The 15,953-nt window shown below is 63.5% G+C and carries 16 protein-coding genes; 10 read left to right on the top strand and 6 right to left on the bottom strand.

All coding sequences use genetic code 11. The annotated features are described in order from the left end of the window. Together ACZYRS_RS01880 and ACZYRS_RS01875 are read right to left on the bottom strand one after the other, a co-directional pair. The gene (locus ACZYRS_RS01880; RefSeq protein ID WP_198785347.1) at nucleotides 1-306 is read right to left on the bottom strand and encodes a putative signal transducing protein; all 306 of its coding nucleotides are present in this window, start codon (nucleotides 304-306) and stop codon (nucleotides 1-3) included. A gap of 10 nt (nucleotides 307-316) precedes the next feature. Continuing rightward, on the bottom strand, nucleotides 317-781 hold the full coding sequence (locus ACZYRS_RS01875; protein WP_198785348.1) for a DUF3717 domain-containing protein: 465 nt from the start codon (nucleotides 779-781) through the stop codon (nucleotides 317-319). 496 nt (nucleotides 782-1,277) lie between these two features. Between ACZYRS_RS01875 and ACZYRS_RS01870 the strand changes: the two genes are divergently transcribed. The 3 genes from ACZYRS_RS01870 (at nucleotide 1,278) to ACZYRS_RS01860 (ending at nucleotide 3,025) form a co-directional block, all read left to right on the top strand. Then, the gene (locus ACZYRS_RS01870) at nucleotides 1,278-2,024 is read left to right on the top strand and encodes a TerC family protein (protein WP_198785349.1); all 747 of its coding nucleotides are present in this window, start codon (nucleotides 1,278-1,280) and stop codon (nucleotides 2,022-2,024) included. 97 nt (nucleotides 2,025-2,121) lie between these two features. Then, nucleotides 2,122-2,586, top strand: a complete 465-nt coding sequence (locus ACZYRS_RS01865) for a hypothetical protein (protein WP_198785350.1) — start codon at nucleotides 2,122-2,124, stop codon at nucleotides 2,584-2,586. An 85-nt stretch (nucleotides 2,587-2,671) separates the two neighbouring features. Then, entirely contained in the window at nucleotides 2,672-3,025 is a 354-nt protein-coding gene (locus ACZYRS_RS01860; protein WP_463417914.1) for a phage holin family protein, read from the top strand. A 21-nt stretch (nucleotides 3,026-3,046) separates the two neighbouring features. On the opposite strand, the gene ACZYRS_RS01855 is transcribed toward ACZYRS_RS01860, so the two are convergent. Then, complete coding sequence (locus ACZYRS_RS01855; RefSeq protein WP_463417913.1) at nucleotides 3,047-4,615, bottom strand: M48 family metalloprotease; 1,569 nt, start codon at nucleotides 4,613-4,615, stop codon at nucleotides 3,047-3,049. Nucleotides 4,616-4,738: 123 nt separating this feature from the next. Between ACZYRS_RS01855 and moaC the strand changes: the two genes are divergently transcribed. The 7 genes from moaC (at nucleotide 4,739) to ACZYRS_RS01820 (ending at nucleotide 12,983) form a co-directional block, all read left to right on the top strand. Then, entirely contained in the window at nucleotides 4,739-5,221 is a 483-nt protein-coding gene (moaC, locus tag ACZYRS_RS01850; protein WP_198785353.1) for a cyclic pyranopterin monophosphate synthase MoaC, read from the top strand. 171 nt (nucleotides 5,222-5,392) lie between these two features. Beyond that, nucleotides 5,393-5,866 carry a type IV pilin protein gene (locus ACZYRS_RS01845; protein ID WP_463417912.1) on the top strand — a complete coding sequence of 158 codons (474 nt, stop codon included), beginning with the start codon at nucleotides 5,393-5,395 and terminating at the stop codon, nucleotides 5,864-5,866. Next, nucleotides 5,867-6,511 carry a GspH/FimT family pseudopilin gene (locus ACZYRS_RS01840; RefSeq protein WP_463417911.1) on the top strand — a complete coding sequence of 215 codons (645 nt, stop codon included), beginning with the start codon at nucleotides 5,867-5,869 and terminating at the stop codon, nucleotides 6,509-6,511. 79 nt (nucleotides 6,512-6,590) lie between these two features. Then, the gene (pilV, locus tag ACZYRS_RS01835) at nucleotides 6,591-7,019 is read left to right on the top strand and encodes a type IV pilus modification protein PilV (protein WP_463417910.1); all 429 of its coding nucleotides are present in this window, start codon (nucleotides 6,591-6,593) and stop codon (nucleotides 7,017-7,019) included. 7 nt (nucleotides 7,020-7,026) lie between these two features. After that, complete coding sequence (locus ACZYRS_RS01830; protein WP_463417909.1) at nucleotides 7,027-8,223, top strand: PilW family protein; 1,197 nt, start codon at nucleotides 7,027-7,029, stop codon at nucleotides 8,221-8,223. Next, nucleotides 8,217-8,897, top strand: coding sequence for a pilus assembly PilX family protein (locus ACZYRS_RS01825; protein WP_463417908.1), 681 nt, complete (start codon nucleotides 8,217-8,219; stop codon nucleotides 8,895-8,897). The genes ACZYRS_RS01830 and ACZYRS_RS01825 overlap by 7 nt, the downstream gene beginning before the upstream one ends. A 78-nt stretch (nucleotides 8,898-8,975) precedes the next feature. Further along, nucleotides 8,976-12,983: a pilus assembly protein gene (locus tag ACZYRS_RS01820; RefSeq protein WP_463417907.1), complete on the top strand. Its 4,008-nt coding sequence runs from the start codon at nucleotides 8,976-8,978 to the stop codon at nucleotides 12,981-12,983. 19 nt (nucleotides 12,984-13,002) lie between these two features. On the opposite strand, the gene ACZYRS_RS01815 is transcribed toward ACZYRS_RS01820, so the two are convergent. The 3 genes from ACZYRS_RS01815 to ACZYRS_RS01805 are packed head-to-tail and all read right to left on the bottom strand — an operon-like array spanning nucleotide 13,003 to nucleotide 15,873. Then, entirely contained in the window at nucleotides 13,003-14,730 is a 1,728-nt protein-coding gene (locus ACZYRS_RS01815; protein WP_463417906.1) for a PglL family O-oligosaccharyltransferase, read from the bottom strand. 45 nt (nucleotides 14,731-14,775) lie between these two features. Continuing rightward, nucleotides 14,776-15,285 carry a pilin gene (locus tag ACZYRS_RS01810; protein WP_463417905.1) on the bottom strand — a complete coding sequence of 170 codons (510 nt, stop codon included), beginning with the start codon at nucleotides 15,283-15,285 and terminating at the stop codon, nucleotides 14,776-14,778. Nucleotides 15,286-15,345: 60 nt separating this feature from the next. Further along, the gene (locus tag ACZYRS_RS01805) at nucleotides 15,346-15,873 is read right to left on the bottom strand and encodes a pilin (protein WP_463417904.1); all 528 of its coding nucleotides are present in this window, start codon (nucleotides 15,871-15,873) and stop codon (nucleotides 15,346-15,348) included. Nucleotides 15,874-15,953 lie beyond the last annotated feature (80 nt).

Raw genomic sequence — 15,953 nt, 5'->3', positions numbered from 1 at the left:
CTAGGCGGCCGGCATCATCTCGCCGCACTGCCAGCACTGCTCGAAACCACCCTCGATCCGCTCGCCGCACACGCACTGCCAGTTGCGCTGCGGCCGGTGCTGCGCCGCGTGCAGCAGCTCCTTGGCGCGCTCGAACTGGGCGTCGTCTTCGATCCAGATTTCGGGCAGGCACTGGTCGGGCGGCAGCTGGCCCATCACGGCACCGAGGAATTCGCGCTGCACCGAGGCTTCGACACCGTCCTCCCGCAAGGCGTGAACCCACAGCGTCGCGATCGCGAGATTGGGCGCTTGGGCGAGGCGACGCATGGGCTGCCTCTCAGGGCGCGTCGTCGGGGCCGAGAGGCTCGGCGGGGTCATCGGGCCACTGCGGCGGCTCAGCTTCGCGCGCCCGCTCGGCGTACTTGTTGAAGCGCCAGGCCGAGTCTTCCATCGTGATGCGGCGCCACGTCACGCGCTTCTCGACAGGGGTCATGGCAGGCCAGTGCTGCACTTCATCGAAGCTGCGCCCGCAGCCCTTGCATTCGTCGTCGCCCTGGCTGGTGGAGCAGATCGCGATGCAGGGCGTGTCGGGGGTGCTGTGGTACCAGTCGAGCCAGGCGGCCCAGGCCTTGGGCGGAAAGCCGACCTCGTCGACCTCGTCCTCGTGGTGGTACACCATGAGCGCGTAGACCTCGGCGAGCGCCCGCAATTCGGGTGCCAGCGTGACGCCGTCGGGCGAAGGACTCTTGGCGCGCCAGTGGTTGATGGCGGCCTCGATGTCGGTGATGTGGATGGCGGCCATGGGAGAGTGAAAAAGCAGCGAGCGGCGATCATAGTCCGCCAATGTCCCGCGGCCGCGAAGGGACATGAGTGCTACAAACAACATAGCGAGAGAGCCCCTGTTTACGGGCCATGCCGGGCGGTTCCTTTTAAATCGCTGAAAACTTTCGGTTGCCACGCCGCGGCCTTCGATGCTCTAATTCCGCCCACGAAGGGGAGTAGCTCCCGACCGCTGTGGACAACGGCGGACATCGACAGGTCGTCAATACGAAGCACAACACTTCCGGCCTTTCGGACAACGCATGCGCACTGGCGCAGGCGCTGTCGAGCAAGACCTTCGATTTGAACCTGTGCAGGTTTGGTCGAAGCGTTCACCAAGTCCCCGGAGTCTCCGGCGTCTTCGTTTCTTCGCTTTCGACCAGCCCCGCGCGGGATGAATCGAAACGCATCGGTATGCGCCTGTCCGTCGTGATCCACACAAGGAGCGGCAGGAACGGCGCGAAGACAAAGAGGAAACTATGGAACTGTTCATGACCCCGGAGTTCTGGGTCGCTGTCGGTCAGATCATCATGATCGACATCCTGCTGGGTGGCGACAACGCCGTCGTCATCGCGCTGGCTTGCCGCAAGCTCCCGCCGGCCCAACGCACCAAGGGCATCCTGTGGGGCACCGCCGGCGCGATCATCCTGCGCGTGATCCTGATCTTCTTCGCGCTCACGCTCCTGGCCATTCCGTTCCTCAAGCTCGTGGGCGCGATCCTGCTGGTGTGGATCGGCATCAAGCTCCTGGCGCCCGAGCATGACGACGCGCACGGCAACATCACCGGCAGCGACAAACTGTGGGGTGCCGTGAAGACCGTGATCATTGCCGACCTGGTGATGAGCGTGGACAACGTGATCGCCATTGCCGGCGCCGCACAGGGTGCGGGCGAAGGCCACCAGATGCCGCTCGTGATCTTCGGTCTCCTGGTGAGCATTCCGATCATCGTCTGGGGCAGCCAGCTGGTCATCAAGCTGATGGACCGCTTCCCGCTGATCATCACGCTGGGCGGCATGCTGCTGGGCTGGATCGCCGGCACGATGGCCGTCTCGGACCCGGCGCTCGCGAACCCCGCCAACTGGACCTGGGTGCCCAAGGTGCCGCAGACCGACACGATCAAGTACGCAGCCGGCATCGGCGGCGCACTGCTGGTGCTCGCGGTCGGCAAGTGGGTGGCCATGCGCCAGGCCCGCAACAAGCCGGCTGCGGCCGTGACGACCGGCTGATGAGCACTGGCTTACCCCATTGATCGCCCGAAGCTTCGCTGAGAAACTTTCCTGTCCAAGCCAGTCTCTGCCACTCTAACTATCCGAAGGAGCACTCATGGAAAAGATCATTCTTTATGTCGACGACGCCGTGTATGCCAGCGAGCAGTTCGCCGAACTCGCACCGGACGCCAACAGCGTCGTGGCGCGCCATTGGGTGCTCGTGGCCTGCGCGCCGCGCATGACGCATCGCATCAGCAAGTGGGTGAGCCACAGCGCGCGCGAGAACTGGCGCGCCAAGTGGTTCAGCAAGGTGCAGGCACAGATGCTGCCCCTGCTCGAGCGCAACGGCGGGCAGGTGACGGCGGTGCTGGCCAAGGGCCCGCTGGCCGAGCTGACGCAGCAACTGAAGCGCGAGCACGCGGCCACCCACGTGGTCGATGCCCGCCGCCCGAAGATCGGCGTCGACCTGGAACCGGTCACGCCCGAGCAGACGCCGGCCCACCAATCGGGCTGGGCCTTTCCCGGCGCGGTGATGGGCATGGGCGCATTGCTGGTGCTGGCGAACGAACTGGCTGAATAATCAAGGCAGACACTCCCCATCGAGCCCCGGCGCGGCAACGCTCCGGGGCTCGTTGTTTTGAGGGCTCTGGGGTATCCTGCGCCGCATGCGCATCATCATCAAATGGCTGCTCAGCGCTGTCGCGCTGCTCGCGGTGGCTTATCTCTACCCCGGTGTCCAGGTTGCGAGCTTCGGCTCCGCGCTCATCGCGGCCGCGGTGATCGGGCTGCTCAACATGATCGTGCGGCCGGTGCTGGTGGTGCTGACGCTGCCGGTCACCATCGTCACGCTGGGGCTGTTCCTCTTCGTGATCAACGCGCTGCTGTTCTGGGCCGCGTCGGGGCTCTTGAGCGGCTTTCACGTCAACGGCTTCGTGGCCGCGCTGATCGGCTCGCTGATCTACTCGCTGCTGGGCCTTCTCATCGAGACCGCGCTGGGCGGGCTGCTCTCCAAGCGCTGAGCATCACCCGCGCCGCTGCCGCTACTTCAGCGGCGGCTCTTCGGCCTGCTGCTTGACCAGCACATCGACCGCCCGTGCGCGGGTGTCGATGATCGACGCCTCGTAGTGATCGATGGGGCCACCCGACTTGCGCACCAGCTCCTGCGCCGCCTTGAAGCGGTCGCGCGCCGCGGGGTAATCGAGGATCGCCACGTTGGCTTCGGCATCGGCGCGCACCGCGCGCAGCGTGTCGTTCTGCGCGCCATAGAGGTTCCCCAGCGCGCGCCACACCGTGGCATCGCGCGGATTGGCGGCCACCCAATCGCGCAGCACGGGAATCATCGGCGCGGGCTGGCGCGTGGCGGTTGCGGCCTCGGCCGCGAGGATCATCTCGGGGCGCTCTTTCGACTTGGCGTCGAGCAGCGCGGCGGCCTTGGCCGGCGCGCCGGCGGCCAGTTCGATCTCGGCGCTGAGCCAGCGCGCCTGCTTCGCCGCGGCCGGGTCTTCCGCGGTGCGTGCCACGAGCCGCTCGGCCAGCGTGCGGGCGGCCTTGTAGTCGCGCAGCTCCTTGGCCGCGAGCGCCGCCGCGTAGAGCGTTCCGGCCTGCTGGGCCGGCGTGCTCCGGGCGAATTCGCCGCTGCCGGCCGAGTCGATCCACAGGCGCAGCACATCGACGCCCGGCCGCGTCAGCACGCGGGCGCGCGAGGCGATCATCGCGTGGTCCATCGCGAGCGGCAGCGCGGGGGCGGTGTCCATGCGGAACTGGAAGCGGCCCTGCATGTCGGAGATGCGCTCGGTCGTGAGTGGATGGCTCCGCAGATACGGGTAGGAGCCGTTGTCGTTCAGGCGAGAGGCGTACTGCAGCTTCTCGAACATGGCCGCCGCCCCCTGCGGCGAGAAACCCGCCTGCGTCATCACGCCGAAGCCGATGCGGTCGGCCTCGCGCTCCATGTCGCGCGAGAAGCTCAGCTGGTTCTGCATGAAGAGCGCCTGGCTGCCCATGATCACCGCCTGCCCGGCGTCGCCGTTGCGGCTCTTGCTGGCCGCGATCATCCCGAGAATGAGGCCCGCGATCATGAGCGGCATCTGCTTGCCCTGCTTGCTCATGATCCGCGAGATGTGGCGCTGCGTGACGTGCGAGAGCTCGTGCCCGAGCACCGTCGCCAGCTCGTCGCGGCTGCCGACCGCGGCCACCAGCCCCAGGTTCAGCCCCAGGTAGCCTCCCGGCAGCGCGAAGGCATTGATGTTGCGGTCGCGGCCCAGGAGGACGGTCCAGGCGAAGCGCTCGTCCAGCTCGGGCGTGAGCTCGCCGCGCGCGCGGGCGGCGGTCAGGAGGCGTTGCCAGATTTCCTGCACATAGGCGGCGATCACCGGATCGTCGATGTAGTCGGTATCGCGGTAGAGCTCGCGGGCGATCTGGTCGCCCAGGCTGCGCTCGGCGCTGGCGGTCATTTCGCCGCCGTCGCCCAGGCCGGGCAGGATCTGCTGCATCTGCGCGCTGGCGGGTATCGGCATCAGGGCCTGTGCCGCTATCAAAACGGAAGCGCAGATCGCGCGCAGGGCGGGCGTTGCGGTGGTCTTTGGCTTTGCGGAGGGAGTCAAGCGCAGCATTCCTCGTCCATGGCTCGGGCTCGTATGATGCATCTTCAAAACGAACGTTCACCCATGAGCGCCGCGCCGGGCCGCTGCCCCTAGCAAGCCGGGCATCGCGGTGCGAAGCACGAAGGTATCTCCATGAGCACACTCACCCATTTCGACGCCCAGGGCCAGGCCCACATGGTCGACGTGGCCGCCAAGCCGGCGACCCACCGCGTGGCCGTCGCCACCGGACGCATCGAGATGCAGGCGGCGACGCTGGCGCTGATCGAATCGGGGACGGCGAAGAAGGGGGATGTGCTGGGGGTGGCGCGGATCGCCGGTATTCAGGCGGCGAAGAAGACGAGCGACCTGATTCCGCTGTGCCATCCGCTGGCGTTGACGCGGGTGGCGATCGGGTTTGCGCTGGCGGAAGGTGGGGGGGCGCCGCAGGTGGCTTGTACGGCGACGGTCGAGACGGTCGGGCCTACCGGGGTGGAGATGGAGGCGTTGACGGCTGTGCAGGTGGCGCTATTGACGATCTACGACATGTGCAAGGCGGTGGATCGGGGGATGCGGATCACGGATGTGCATGTGTTGGAGAAGCATGGGGGGAAGTCGGGGAGTTGGGTGGCGGGGTGACAAAAAGGAGACCCAAAGGCCTCTGAGCAGCCAGAAATAGAGGGGATGAGCGGCACATCGCCCCTGACAAGCGGTTTTTGCGGCGCGCAAACAGTTGGTGACAATCTGTGACTAATGTCAACAGATTGCTCCCGCTCGGATCGAGCTGGAAGCACCTCAGGAAAGCCCGCCGTGAATCACTCGCCTTCTTGCAGTCGCAACCCGTCTTCCCGCCATCGCGTGCGGGGCTTCACCCTGATCGAAATCATGATCGTGGTGGTGATCATTGGCGTGCTATCGGCCATTGCATTGCCGTTGTACGGGGACTATGTGCTTCGCGGGCGCATTCCGGATGCGACGTCGAATCTGTCTGCGCTGGCGGTGCGCATGGAGCAGGCATTCCAGGACAACCGCACCTACCGCCTCACGGGCTCGGCAACCAAATGCGCGGTGGATGCGCAGGCCGCTGCGATCAAGAGCAATAGCTTCGACTTCACTTGCACGACGGATACACCGACGACCTTCACGCTCAGTGCCAAGGGCAAGAGCACGATGGCAGCCTTCGAATACAGCCTCGATCAGGCGGGCCTCAAGAAAACCGTGTCGGCAAAAACGGGATGGACTGCCGGTACCAACTGTTGGACCACCAACAAGGGCGGGTGCTGAATGCGCACGCGTCGACTCCCTCGCCCGCCGAGGGCATCCGCCATCCGTGGCGTATCGCTGATCGAGCTGATGGTAGGCATCGCCATCCTGGGAATCGCCATAGCGATCGGCGCGCCCGCATTCACGGAATGGATCAGCAACTCGCAGATTCGCAGCACCGCTGAGTCGATTCAGAACGGCCTGCAGCTCGCGCGTGCCGAGGCCGTGCGGCGAAACACTTCTGTCCAGTTTCAACTGACAACGACACTCGACAACGCCTGCACCGTCGACAAGACCGGCACGAACTGGATCGTCAGCATCTCGTCTGCAACCACGCCCCCCGCGAGCCATTGCGGCGACGACATCAGCGACACCTCGTCCTCGATGTTGCTTCAAAAGGGCACCCCGGTCGCAGCCCAGGCAAGCGCCACGATCAATGCATCGCAACCAGCCTTCGGTTTCAACGGTTTCGGACGGCTCGCCGCCACGACCACTCCCGCGACGACGGTTGGTGCTTCGACCATCGACATCAAGTCAAGTCGCGGCACCTGCTTGGGGGAGACCGGCGGAACGCTGCACTGCTTGCGGCTTCTGGTCGCAGCCGGCGGCCAGATCCGGATGTGCGATCCCAACCGTCCCAGCGGGGATGCCATGGCCTGCCCGTAATCCTGACTCATCCATCATGCACTCAACTTCTCGTCGCCTCACTCGCCCTCTCAGAGCCCGAGCCAAGCAGCGCGGCATCGTGTTGCTGGAAGCGCTTGTTGCGCTGCTGATCTTCGCAGTCGGTGTCCTCGGTCTCGTCGGATTGCAAGCCACATCAGTCAAGCAGGCGGCTGCCGCCGAATACCGCTCCACCGCGGTGCTGCAAGCCAACGATTTGATCAGCCGCATGTGGATCAGCGATCGCTTCGCCACCGACTGGAGCAACCAGTTCGATAGCGCGTCCTCGGGCGCCGGCTACACCGCCTGGAAAAGCGCGTGGGCCAATGCGCTGCCCGGCTCGGATATTTCGGGCAACGAGCCGCAGGTCAGCTTTGTGACAGTACCGGGCGGCATCGCCGGTACGCGCGGCACCATCCTTGCCACCATCGTCATCCGGTGGAAGACGCCCAGCGACGACGAGCAAAGAAACTACACCGTCGTTGCGCAGTTGGACCAGCCCCAGAAGTAAGCGCGCAGTGAAAAATTCCACTTCCCTCTCCAGCGGACGCCGCGCCGCCTCGGGCTTCAGCTTGATCGAGATCCTGGTCGGACTGCTGATCGGCATGCTGTCCGTCGTCGTGATCATGCAAGTCTTCGGCGCCTTCGAAGGCACCAAGCGCTCCACCACCGGTGGCGACGACGCCCAGATCAACGGCACCATCGCCCTCTACGGACTCGAGCGCGATGTGCGCGAGGCCGGTTACGGCATCAACACCTTCAATCTGCTGGGCTGCAGCCTGAGCTACACGACCACGGGCGCTGCGAAGTCGACAGTCAAGCTCGGCGCGCTGGCTCCGGTGGTCATCAACTCGCCCAATGTTCCGGCGGGCGACGCCAACACCGACACGCTGCTGGTCTTCTTCGGCAGCAGCAGCAGCCCGGCCGAGGGCGACCTGATCAGCACGGCTCCTTCCTCGGGGAGCTATCCGGTCACGACGCCAAAATCCTTTGCGGTCAACGACACCGTGATTGCACAGCCCGCCGTGCGGCCCGCAGATTGCGCATTGACGGTCGACAAGGTGAAAGCCGTCTCTGACACCGTTCTGACTGTGGATCCGGGCACGACCAGCGGCCTCGCGCTGGGCAGCGTCGTCTTCAACCTTGGGCAAACGACCGTCCCTACACAGCCGTTTACCGTCAGGGCTTATCGCGTGCTGTCCGGCAACCTCACGGTGTGCAACTACGTCGAAGTCAACTGCGGAGATGACGCGAGCAAATCGGACCCCACGGTCTGGGTGCCGATCGCCAGCAACATCATGAGCCTGCGGGCTCAGTATGGCCGCGACACGACGGCCACCAATCTCTCCGGCAACGTGGGCCGGTACGACCAGACCACGCCTGGCAAGGATGACGGCCTGGGCTTTGCTGTCCAGTGCAGCTGGGCGCGCACGCTGGCCGTTCGACTGGCCATCGTGGCCCGCAGTGGGCAGTACACCAAGTACGACGCCGCCAACGGAGAAGCGCCTTCTACCAACAAGGCGCCGACCTGGGCCGGCTCGGTGGCCGATGCCACAGGCGTTCCGAGCAATCCAACGGCCGTCGCGATCGACCTGAGCGCAAACGGCGACTGGAAGAACTACCGATACAAGAAGCTGGAAACCACGGTGCCTATCCGCAACATGGTCTGGCAAGGATCTCAGGGCACGATTCAAGGGGGGGCTGGCGGATGTTGAGCAACTTTTTTTCCCAGGCACCCAAGCCGCTCTCGGCGCAGCGGCGTCGTTCCTCCGAACGCGGTGTGGTGTTGATTCTTGCGCTCATCGTGCTGGTTGCACTCACGCTGGCCGCGGTGGCACTGACCCGCTCGGTCGGGACCTCCAATGTCATCGCCGGCAATCTCGCCTTCCAGCAAGCCGCCACGCATTCGGCCGACCGTGGTGTCGAGACTGCCGTTGCATGGATCGAGAAGAACAGCATTGCAACGGGAACCGGTGCTTGCGCGGCGACGACACCGCTCGGCTGCACGTCGACGGCCGACGGCTACCAGGCCGTCAGAGTCGACCCGACGAGTTCCCAGGACTGGGGAGCCTTCTTTCTGCAGAACGTCAAGGACAGCAAGGTCAAGAAGCTTGAAGTCGACCCGACCACCGGCAACACCGTGACCTACCTGGTCCAGCGCATGTGCGAAAAGGAAGGCGAGGCCAACACCGACCTCAACTCGTGCGCGACATCGCCGACGGCTGCTGCGGGCAGTTGTCCCGGCGGAACCACTTGCACCGGCGGCGGTGGTCGCGGCGGTACCGGCAGCAACGTCAATGCCTCCAAGCAAACCTACTACCGCATCACTGTGATGGTGAGCGGTCCGCGCAATACGCAGAGCCTGGTGCAGGCCATGGTCGCGCTCTGAGCACATACCCCCTCCGGTCACAACGATCCAGTCTTTCTCGGGCGCCGCGAGCACGCGGACTCACATGGGACACACACTATGAAACGCACTATCAAGGCCATCTCGCAAAGCGTCGCCTGTGCCGCGGCGCTGCTGGTTGCCATCTACAGCGCGCAGGCGGCTACGACCGACCTCGCGCAATCGCCCCTGGAGACTTCGAGTCCGGATGTGGTCAAGCCCAACATTCTTTTTGTGCTCGACGACTCCGGCAGTATGGATTCCGACTACCTTCCGGACTGGGCCAACAGCAGCAACAACGCGCTGCGCCGCAACAGTCGGTACAACAGCATTTACTACACCCCGGAGACGCTCTACAAGCCCGCGTCCAACTTCGACGGAACGCCGTTCCCGCAGATGACTTCGGGCGAAACGTCCGCCTGGACCAAGGTCCCCGACGACAAGTACCGCATCCAGACCACCGGTACCAGCGATCTGTCGGCCACCGCTGAGTACTACACGTTCACCCCCGGCGAATACTGCACGGGTATCGACCAGCGCAACTGCGCCGTGCAGTCGACGCCTTCCGATACGTACAAGTTTCCCGCCTACGTGCGCTGGTGCAGCGACACGGCGCTGACCGACTGCCAGGCCGTGCGTATCGAGACGGCGCCCACGGGCGGCAAGATCTACACCAACCCGCGCTATCCGGGCCTGCTGACCACGCCGTCTAAGTCGACAGTGACGCTCAATGGAAGAGGCGCAGCATCGGCCAACGGCATCAAGGTCAACAACCAACAGATCATGTCGGGCGCCGCGTCGATCACGCGCACCGGCAGCTTGGCCACGCTCGCCAGCGCGATCGCCGCGAACATCAATGCGTGCACGGCGGCCATCCAGGGCAGCTGCACCGTGGCTGGCTACAGTGCCGTGAGCTCCAACAGCAGCGTAGTCATCTCGGCTCCGAATATCGGATCGGCGATCACCTATACGCCCGTGGTGGACATCACCGGGAGCGCGAGCGGTTCAGCCGCGGCGTTCGACGGCAAGTACGTCGGCGCGCCCGGCAAGAATACCCGCACGATCGTCGACCCCTCCAGCGCGGCCGGTTACACCAAATATACGGCGCGCACCGACTGCGCCGGCACGACGTGCACGGGCGCGGAGGAAATGACCAACTACGCCAACTGGTGGGCGTACTACCGCACGCGCATGCAGATGACCAAGACGGCCGTGAGCCTCGCGTTCAAAGACCTGAGCACGAGCTACCGCTTGAGCTACATGAGCATCAACAACGGCACGGGCTCCGACTTCCTGGACATGGCCGACAACACGCTCGAAGCCAAAGGCCAGAAGAACAAGTGGTACGACAAGCTCGTGGCGGCCAATCCGGGCGGCACGACTCCGCTGAAAAAAGCCTTGTCCACGGCCGGCCGCTACTACGCCAACAAGGTCACCAAGGTCAACAACGTGAAGTCCACGGATCCGATGCAGTACGCCTGTCAGCGGAACTACACCCTGTTGTCGACGGACGGTTACTGGAACGAAGACACCGTGCCGACGGACATCAACGGCAACACGATCAGTGACGTGGATGGCAAGACAGGCGTCGACCGCCCCAATTTCGACGGCAATGCAACCGCCAGCACATTGGCTGACATTGCCCAGTACTTCTACACGACGGACATTCGGTCCACAGCGTTCAACAACACGAACGGCATCCTGGGCACAGACGTCGCTAACGACAAGACCGCGACCGGTCCGCAGCGCATGACGACCTTCACCATCGGCCTCGGCGTTTCCGGGTACATGCAGTACCAGCCGGACTACAAGGAAGCAACGAGCGGCGATTACTTCGACGTGTTGAAGGGGAACACGGCCGACAGCACGCACTGCCGCTGGCAAAAGGATGGCGCATGCAACTGGCCTGTGCCGAAGAACAATACCCAGACGGCGGTGGACGACCTGTGGCACGCGGCAGTCAATGGCGGCGGCGCCTACTACAGCGCAGGTGACCCGAACGCGTTGAAGAGCGGCATCAACAAGTTCCTCATCAATGTCGACGCCCAGAACAGCGCCAGCGCGGCAGTGACGCCCAGCACGGCCAATGTCACGCCGACCGACAACTTCCTGTTCGACTCGAGCTTCTGGTCGGTGCAATGGTTCGGCGAACTGGCCCGCTACACCATCAATCCCGATACGGGCGTGGCCTCGACCGTTCCTGACTGGGCGCAGTCGGGAACGGCGACGACCTCCTCGACGACACCCCCGACACCGCTGTTGGACAAGGCCGCGTACGCGAGCCGCAAGATCTACACGCACAACGGCAGCGGCGGGCTGATCGATTTCACGTGGGATGCGCTCACCACGGACCAGAAGAGCTACTTCAAGGTCGCGACCATCGGCACGTCGCTCTCGCAGATGTGCACCGACGCCGACAACTGCATTCCCGAAGCCCAGAAGAAGGACAGCACCACGGAAGGCACCGACACGGGCTTCGGCGGCGTGAACCTGGTCAACTTCCTTCGCGGCGATCGCCGCAACGAAGATGGAACCGGCGGCAAGTTCTACTTCAAGCGCACGCACGTGATGGGCGACATCGTGGGCTCGCAGGCGGCCTACGTGAAGAAGTCGACCTTCAAGTACCCCGACCTCAACTACGCCAAGTTCAAGGCGGACAACGAAACGCGTCAGGGCATGGTGTACGTTGGCGCGAACGACGGCATGCTGCACGCCTTCAACGCCGACAACGGCGCGGAGAGCTGGGCCTACATTCCCTCCATGCTGCTGCCCAAGATGTACAAGCTGGCCGACAAGAACTACGGCAGCAACCACACCTACTTCGTGAACGGATCGCCGCAGCAGGGCGAAGCGTATTTCGACGACAAGTGGCACACCCTGCTCGTGGGCGGCCTCGCCGCCGGCGGCCGTGGCTACTATGCGCTGGACGTGACCGACCCCGCCTCGCCGAAGGTGCTGTGGGAGTTCACCTCCGACACCAGCAAGGGCGCGCCCTATATCCGCGATGCGGACCTGGGCTATTCCTACGGCATTCCGATCATCACCAAGCTGTCGGACGGCACGTGGGCAGTGCTGGTCTCCTCTGGCTATAACAACGTCTCGCCAGGCAATGGCGGCGGCCACCTCTGGGTCCTGAACGCCAAGACGGGCGCCATCATCAAGAAGATCAGCACCGGCGCAGGCAGTGATTCCGCAGTGGTTGCTGGCTCTGGCTGCACGGAAGCACCTTGCCCGAGCGGGCTGTCGCGCATCAGTGCCTGGATGGACAACGTGAACATCAACAACACGGTGACCCAGGTCTATGGCGGCGACCTGTTCGGCAATGTCTGGCGCTTTGATCTGAGCAAGCTCAAGGCGACCAGCGGCGATGCCACGGTGCAATTGCTGGCCACGCTGCAAGGCCCGACCAACAAGCCGCAACCCATCAGCAGCTGGATCGAGCTGGGCTACGCCAACAGCAGCCACGTCGTGTACGTAGGAACGGGACGCTACCTGGGCGTGCCGGACATCAACAACAAGGACGTGCAAACGATCTATGCCATCAAGGACCCGCTCACAGGCAGCAGCCCGACCGTCAGCCTCTACGGCAGCCCTCGCGCGACGGCCTGCAGCGCGACGCTGAAGACCAACTGCTTCATGAAACAGTCCTTCACCGATACGAGTGGCGTGCGGACAGTGGCCAGTTCGATGACATATGCGACGAACCTGAGCGCCATGAACGGCTGGTTCATCGATCTGCCCGAAGAAGGCGAGCGCATCAATACCGACTCCACGCTGCAGCTCGGCTTGCTGGTCTTCGTCTCCAATATTCCCAACAACAAGAACGCGTGCGGCACGGGCGGATCGGCGTATCTCAACTACCTCGATTACAAGACCGGATTGACAGTGCGAACGGCGACGGATGCCGGCATATTGCTTGCCGGCGGTGCCGGTCTCGGCAGTGCACCCGCGGTGTTCGCCTCGAAGGGCGGCAAGCTGATCGCCAGCGTGAAGTTGACCTCTGGCCAGCGCATCGATGTGCCGCTGCCGCCTGGTGCCGGCGGCCTGGGCACGCGCCGCGTGTCGTGGCGGGAGCTTATCTCGCAGTGATCGATCGGCACCGGCCCTGCTAAGGGGCTGAAGGATCGACCGATTTACCGTCGAGCCAAAGTGCGTACTCCTTCGGAAAGGCCCTGCTGAAGCGCTCCGCTTCTGTCAGGGCCTCTTCATTCAGGCCCAGCAATTCGGCGCTTTCGATCCGTTTGACGATGACCCGTGGCTCAGGGGAAAAATGAAGGATGCGCTGAGCAAGCGCATGTACTTCGGCTGCGTTGCTCCTGGTGACGGACGTCAACGTGAGTTCGGCGAAACCCACTTGGTTGGCGAACAGCCATGAACCCCGGGCTTTGTCCAAGGTGTTCTCTTCATAGGCTTGCAGGCGTTCGTCGTGCGGCATGTAGAGCTGGCTGATCCGGATGTAGTCCCAGCCCGCATAGCCGACGATTGCGATCAGCGCGACGGCCGATGCTGTGGAGAGTTTCCGAGCCCAATGTCTTGCGTCGCTCTCATGTCCATTCGCGGCGGGCCACAAGATGCCGAGGCACAAACCGAAGACCATCTGGAAGGGGCCGTACCACAGCGGATATTCGAGCAGGCTGTGCAACACGATCACGCCGAGCAGCCCCCAAGTCATGAGTCGAAACGGCTCACGCTCGCGCCAAGGTTTGGCGGTGACCACCAACAAGAGAAAGCCACCGCAAATCAATGTGGCTGCAGGGATACCGAGTTCTACCGCGAGGTGCAGGGGCAGGTTGTGCGCGTTGTCGAGGATTTCGACGAAGCGTTGGCCGGGGTAGAGCGTGCTGTGCATGTAGTGCGCGAAACTCAATTCGCCCCATCCCCAGCCGGCCCATGGATGTTCGGCGATCAGGGTGAGAACGTTGCCCCAAAGAATCATCCGGCTGTGCCCCGCAGGCGCGCCATCGCTCAAGCGCTGCATCATGCTGTCGACGCCGCTGCCGGCGAGTTGAGGCAGGAGCCAGGCGATGGCGAAGTACAGCGGGATCCACGACAGGAGAACCTGGGGCGCCGGCAAGCGGAGTGCAGACTCTGGATCGACGCGGCGTGCCAGCCGTTCGCGTCGCGCGATGAACGCCGCAACTCCGACGATGGCGAGAACCTCGAGCAAGCCGGTGCGCGATGTCGAGGCTGCGGCGGCGACCAGCAGAAGCGCGACGATGCTTACCCAGAGCAGGCGTCGCTGCAGCGGCCCGGTGCGATATTGCGCGTAGAGCCACAACGCCGCGATCAGCGCCATGCTGACCAGGCTTGCGAATTGGTTGCGTTGCCGCAGGTTACCGAACGCCTGGCCGGGGCCGGGTTCAGTGGTCCACGGGTGGAGAAGGCCGGCGAGGTCGTAGTACTGGAGCAGTCCCAATACCGCACTGATGGCGCCTGCCCACAGCAGGCCATGCGCCAGAGCAGTCTGAATCCGGACGCGCTCCTGCTGTACAAGACCGGCGCCGACAAAGGCCGCCATACCAGTAACCAAGATCACTACAACAGCGGATAGCCAAGGTGCGGCTCCGAGATGATGGCTTTGCAAAGCCGCGATAAGCACCGCGCTTGCCGCGAGCCACACAACGACAGACGAATGGGGCCTGCAATGCTTCGCCTCTGCGACGAGAAACAAAGCCGCGATGCACAGCCAAGACGCCAACTGCTGGCACACGTTGACCGAAGGGCCGGCTGTAATCGGAAAGAGAAACGGCAACGCGATCAACGCGCAACAGATCGGAGGAGAAAAGTTTGGCTTGGCGGTGTCGTCAGCGCTGGCGTGCGTTGCGAAGAAACTCATCCAGATGATTCTGCCAGCCCGCTTCGGGCCAAGGCAGGTCACTCATCACAGCGGGCAGGCTACCGAAACGTACCTAGCATCGATGTTGGCAGCCTTGCAACTCCATGAGCCGTTCAAGTCTCGGGCCCATGTGATCGTTCCGGCAATTGCACCCTGTAATGGTGCTCCTGCGAGATTTCCAAATGTCGCTACGATTTTCGAGGGAACAATGGTGGACAAAGAAACCTGCGGAACCCCTGTGCCCGCCGTTGTCCATGTTTCTGCAATCGTGGGCGCAGCGTTACCTGCGGTCGCTTGAAGATTTGAACCGGTCGCTTGAGGATCGCAGTTGTCTGCGACCGCGGGATCTCCAACGTTGGTCTTTCCATTCAGAAGGCAATTTTCAACGGCGGTCTTGATAGACCCCGATTCACTGACCACGCGCTGAACTTGCGAACGAAAAACATAATTCTGATATTGCGGAATCGCGATCGCTGCAAGTATTCCGATGATCGCGACGACCACCATGAGCTCGATCAGCGTGAAACCGCCGGCGTTCAACCTGGAATGAGACATGGAACCCCCGAGAGGAATAAAAAAGCCGCCCGAAGGCGGCCTTGCAGGAATCGCAGGAAATTACGGTGCCACAGCGAGCGGGCAAGCCGAAGTCGTGAACTTAGCTTCCACACCAGCAGCCGTGCACTTCCACGAGCCGTCCTTGTCACGCGTTTGCGTAATCGTGCCGGGGGTTGCCTTGAGCGTCGTCGCTGCGCTGTTGCCAAACGTGGCAACGATCGTCGAGTCACCAGCCGCTGCCAGCGTCACCTTGGGCACAGCGGTGCCAGCGGGCAGAGCGGTGATAGTGGGAGCTGCATTGCCGCCAGTGCCGCCTTGGATGTTGGAACCAGTTGCTTGCGGGTCGCAGTTCTTGCTGTCGGTCTTGGGGTCGCCAATGTCAGTCTTTCCATCCAACAGGCAAGCTTCGACGGACGTCTTGATCGACGCAGTTTCAGACACTACGCGCTGAACTTGCGACTTGGCCACATACGTTTGGTACTGGGGAATCGCGATAGCGGCCAAGATGCCGATGATCGCCACAACGATCATCAATTCGATAAGGGTGAAGCCGGCCTGTGCGCGGCGGGCAATCTTGCGAACGTTCATGAGAAAAACTCCAGGTTGGTTTGTTAAAGCCCGGGAACCAGCCCGGAGCGCAGTACCTTCCGCAGCATCTGTGCCACCCG

It is taken from the genome of Variovorax sp. AC194, from assembly GCF_979257995.1.
Note: the sequence above shows the minus strand (reverse complement) of the source record. Positions and strands in the feature narration are given on the sequence as shown.

What these genes read in the sequence shown, in the direction of transcription:
- ACZYRS_RS01880 (WP_198785347.1), bottom strand. Translation starts at nt 306, where the DNA reads ATGCGTCGCCTCGCCCAAGCGCCCAATCTCGCGATCGCGACGCTGTGG.
- ACZYRS_RS01825 (WP_463417908.1), top strand. Translation starts at nt 8,217, where the DNA reads ATGTTGAGCAACTTTTTTTCCCAGGCACCCAAGCCGCTCTCGGCGCAG.
- ACZYRS_RS01860 (WP_463417914.1), top strand. Translation starts at nt 2,672, where the DNA reads ATGCGCATCATCATCAAATGGCTGCTCAGCGCTGTCGCGCTGCTCGCG.
- ACZYRS_RS01870 (WP_198785349.1), top strand. Translation starts at nt 1,278, where the DNA reads ATGGAACTGTTCATGACCCCGGAGTTCTGGGTCGCTGTCGGTCAGATC.
- ACZYRS_RS01810 (WP_463417905.1), bottom strand. Translation starts at nt 15,285, where the DNA reads ATGTCTCATTCCAGGTTGAACGCCGGCGGTTTCACGCTGATCGAGCTC.
- ACZYRS_RS01840 (WP_463417911.1), top strand. Translation starts at nt 5,867, where the DNA reads ATGCGCACGCGTCGACTCCCTCGCCCGCCGAGGGCATCCGCCATCCGT.
- ACZYRS_RS01820 (WP_463417907.1), top strand. Translation starts at nt 8,976, where the DNA reads ATGAAACGCACTATCAAGGCCATCTCGCAAAGCGTCGCCTGTGCCGCG.
- ACZYRS_RS01855 (WP_463417913.1), bottom strand. Translation starts at nt 4,615, where the DNA reads ATGCTGCGCTTGACTCCCTCCGCAAAGCCAAAGACCACCGCAACGCCC.
- moaC (WP_198785353.1), top strand. Translation starts at nt 4,739, where the DNA reads ATGAGCACACTCACCCATTTCGACGCCCAGGGCCAGGCCCACATGGTC.
- ACZYRS_RS01815 (WP_463417906.1), bottom strand. Translation starts at nt 14,730, where the DNA reads ATGAGTTTCTTCGCAACGCACGCCAGCGCTGACGACACCGCCAAGCCA.
- ACZYRS_RS01805 (WP_463417904.1), bottom strand. Translation starts at nt 15,873, where the DNA reads ATGAACGTTCGCAAGATTGCCCGCCGCGCACAGGCCGGCTTCACCCTT.
- ACZYRS_RS01865 (WP_198785350.1), top strand. Translation starts at nt 2,122, where the DNA reads ATGGAAAAGATCATTCTTTATGTCGACGACGCCGTGTATGCCAGCGAG.
- ACZYRS_RS01875 (WP_198785348.1), bottom strand. Translation starts at nt 781, where the DNA reads ATGGCCGCCATCCACATCACCGACATCGAGGCCGCCATCAACCACTGG.